General features: G+C 54.6%; 2 protein-coding genes. Both read right to left on the bottom strand.

The genetic code is table 11. The features are described from left to right. Positions 1-86: 86 nt before the first annotated feature. Positions 87-224 (bottom strand): hypothetical protein, encoded by a 138-nt coding sequence (locus N5A93_RS19335; RefSeq protein WP_268956732.1) that lies wholly within the window; start codon positions 222-224, stop codon positions 87-89. Positions 225-233: 9 nt separating this feature from the next. Then, the gene (locus N5A93_RS19330) at positions 234-3,221 is read right to left on the bottom strand and encodes a type I restriction endonuclease subunit R (protein ID WP_268956731.1); all 2,988 of its coding nucleotides are present in this window, start codon (positions 3,219-3,221) and stop codon (positions 234-236) included. Between the last annotated feature and the right edge of the window lie 128 nt (positions 3,222-3,349).

Raw genomic sequence — 3,349 nt, 5'->3', positions numbered from 1 at the left:
CCCGCAACCAGTTTGCCATAATGTTCGGCGAGCGCTTCGACGCTTGAGTATCTGAAACCGCATGGACCGGGACAGATACACAGAGTTCAGGACACTCCCACGGCGAAAACCCATGCAACAATTCCAAAGGCAACAAACCGTGTCGTTTCACTTAGCCGAGAAGTGACGATGGTCTTTTGCTCTAAGCGTTCTTTGAGCGCTGCTTTCTTTTCTGCGTCGGTCATCCTTGCCTACTACTCGCGGTTAACCATGGGTCCGGGGTCGTCCGTATCTGGGTCATCGCCCGGATCGTCCGAACTGGTATTTGCTCCAACAATTGAATCATAAACACGCTTCACGAGGCCGTTGGCAGCAGCCTCCCGAAACCGATCATCGTTCATTAGTTTGGCAAAGATCTCTTCATTGCCTTTCATGCGTTCAATGAACATGCCTTCAAGCATGGAGTTGAAGACCAAGGAGAAGTTGTCCAACGTGTTTGCCCGTGCGGCTTCACGCAACTTTTCTTTCCCTGTTGCTACCTCCACTACCTGATCGAAGAATAATTCGTCAGCCTTGTCGAATTCGGTCCCAAACCGCTCATTCAACGTGTCGACCAGCAAACTTAGCTGGACAGCTTCATCTTTAGAAACCCCTGATCCTACTTCCGTAGGCCCTTTCAGTGGTTCAGCTTCACCTTGCGAAAGGTCGATGCCGCCTTCGCTGATTTTCTGCAGGCGATAGTATTGTAGCTCTACCTCGTCGCCGAGTTGGAATGGATCGTCCTCGGCGCGTTTCGGCAGTTTAGGGATAAGGAGGCGAAGGTAGGTGTAAAGCTTTTCTTGGTCTGAATCTTGATATGGTACGACCTGAGACAAGAAGGCGTAAAGGTTTCGGAAACTGGTGAGTTTGCCCCGCAGTAGCTCGCGGTCGGCATCTTCCAGAGCCGCAAAGCGTTCAACGGCCAAGTCAATCAAAGCATTCATGTTGCGATGATCGGAAGCCGTCGGCTCTTTGCGGTTCTTGAACCAGATTTCGCAAACCTGATCGACTTCATCGTTGCCAAAAACACGCCATTCTTCGATCGAATGCTGCAATTCGTAAAGTTGGTGCGGGTCCGGTGCGTCACCGGCGTCGGTGGTTTCGTAATAGTCTTTGAACGACTGGAAGATCTCATCGCGCTCGTTAACGAAATCCAGCACGAAGGTGTCTTCCTTGCCCGCTGTCCGTCGGTTGAGGCGAGACAGCGTTTGAACCGCTTGTATGCCTGACAGGCGCTTGTCGACATACATGGTGTGGAGCAAAGGTTGGTCGAAGCCGGTCTGATATTTGTCAGCCACGAGCAGTACTTGGTACTCCTCGGTACCGAACTTCTCGGGTAATTCGCTTTCTTTGATGCCCTTGTTCATCCCGACTTCGGTGTATTCCTTGTCCGGGAAGTCTGGATCCTTCACCGAACCGGAAAACGCCACCAGTGCCTTGATGTCACCGTAGCCTTTGTCTTTGACATATTTGTCGAAAGCCAACTTGTAGCGAACAGCATGCAAGCGCGATCCGGTGACCACCATGGCTTTGGCGCGGCCACCAATCTTATGCCGCGTATGATGACGGAAGTGCTCGATGATCACTTCCACTTTTTGCGCTATATTGTGAGGGTGCAAGCTCATGAACCGCGCAAGCTGCTTGGCGGCCTTCTTGCGCGGCACCTCGGGGTCGTCTTCGATCGACTTGATTAGCCCGTAGTAAGCTTTGTAGGTCGTGTAATTTTTTAGTACGTCCATGATGAAGCCTTCCTCGATGGCTTGTCTCATGGAGTAGTGGTGAAAGGGGGGCTTCCCGTTCGGTCCAGGCTCATTGAACACCGCCAGCGTCTTGAATTTCGGCGTCGCAGTGAACGCAAAAAAGCTGATGTTCTTCTGGCGGGGACGCTTGAGCATCTCCTGGAACAGGGCTTCTTTCGCTTCGTCCGAAAGGTTCTGCTCCTCCTCATCATCGATGATCTGTTCGGCAATCGTGGCCGCGATGCCTTCGCGGTTCAGCACCTTGCGCAGCTCCATGGCAGTCTCGCCACTTTGGGAGCTGTGCGCTTCATCTACGATCACGGCAAAGCTCTTGCCGGTCGTGTCGATCTGAACGCTTTCGTTCTTCTTTGCTAGTGTATCGAGAGCCTGCGCGATGAAAGGGAACTTCTGGATCGTGGTGATTACGATCGGCACGCCACCTGACAGAGCCTTGGCCAGCTGCTGGGTGTTCTCGTCGATCTTCTCGACCACGCCTTGCTTATGCTCGAACTGATAGATCGTGTCCTGCAGCTGTTGATCCAGCACGCGCCGGTCGGTGATCACCACAACCGTGCTGAACACCTTCTGATCATTCGTATCGTGCAGGCTCGACAGGCGATGCGCCAGCCAAGCGATCGAGTTCGATTTACCGGACCCGGCCGAGTGCTGGATCAGGTAATTGTGGCTTGGTCCTTTCGCTTTGGCGTCGGCCACCAGCTTCCGTACGGAATCCAGCTGGTGATAACGCGGGAAGATCATGGTTTCCTTGCGCGAGGTCTTAATCCCGCGCGCAGTCACTACCTTGGTTTCCTTCACCTCAAGATGCAGGAAGCGCGCTAGGATATCCATCAGGCTATCCTTGGTCAGCACCTCTTCCCACAGATACGCCGTGCGGTAGTTGTCTTCATCCGGCGGATTGCCCGCGCCGTGCCCATGCCCCTTGTTGAACGGCAGGAACACCGTCTTGGATCCGCTCAGCCTTGTCGTCATAGAGGCCAGATCGGTATCGACGGCGAAATGCACCAACGCCCGTTCCTTGAAGCGGAAAATCGGGCAGGTTGGATCGCGGTCGAACTTGTATTGCTTCTTGGCATGCTCGACCGTCTGGCCGGACATCTGGTTTTTCAACTCCATCGTCACGATGGGTAGGCCGTTGACCGACAGCACTAGATCGAGCGAGAGGCCCTTTTTCTTGGGGTCAAAATGCACCTGACGCGTGGCGGTCATGCGGTTGGCGGCGTAGTCGGCCAGTGCGTCGGGGTTCATCCCGGAGGCGGGCGCGAAATAGGCCAGCTTCCACGTCTTGCCGAAACACTTGAACCCGTGGCGCAGGACATGCAGCGAGCCCTTGGCCGACAGCTCCTTGCAGAGCGAGTCCAGCAGGGTGCCCTTGGCGCGGTCGCCGTGGAACTCCTGCAGGCTGGCCCAGCGTTTGGCCTGCGTTGCCTCGATGAAGGCGATCACGTCTTCAGGGAACAGCCCGCGCTCGGCGTCTGTCTGACGTCAGCACCCATGGGACAGATTTGATGTTTTCGTAACGGAGGATTTCTGGTTCATCGCAGCCATCAAGGAGCGAAGATGAACAAGAAATC

Source organism: Roseovarius salincola (genome assembly GCF_026891095.1).
Lineage (GTDB): Bacteria > Pseudomonadota > Alphaproteobacteria > Rhodobacterales > Rhodobacteraceae > Roseovarius > Roseovarius salincola.
The sequence above is the reverse complement of the archived record's forward strand: the minus strand, read 5'-3'. Positions and strand labels throughout refer to the sequence as shown.

What these genes read in the sequence shown, in the direction of transcription:
- N5A93_RS19335 (WP_268956732.1), bottom strand. Translation starts at nt 224, where the DNA reads ATGACCGACGCAGAAAAGAAAGCAGCGCTCAAAGAACGCTTAGAGCAA.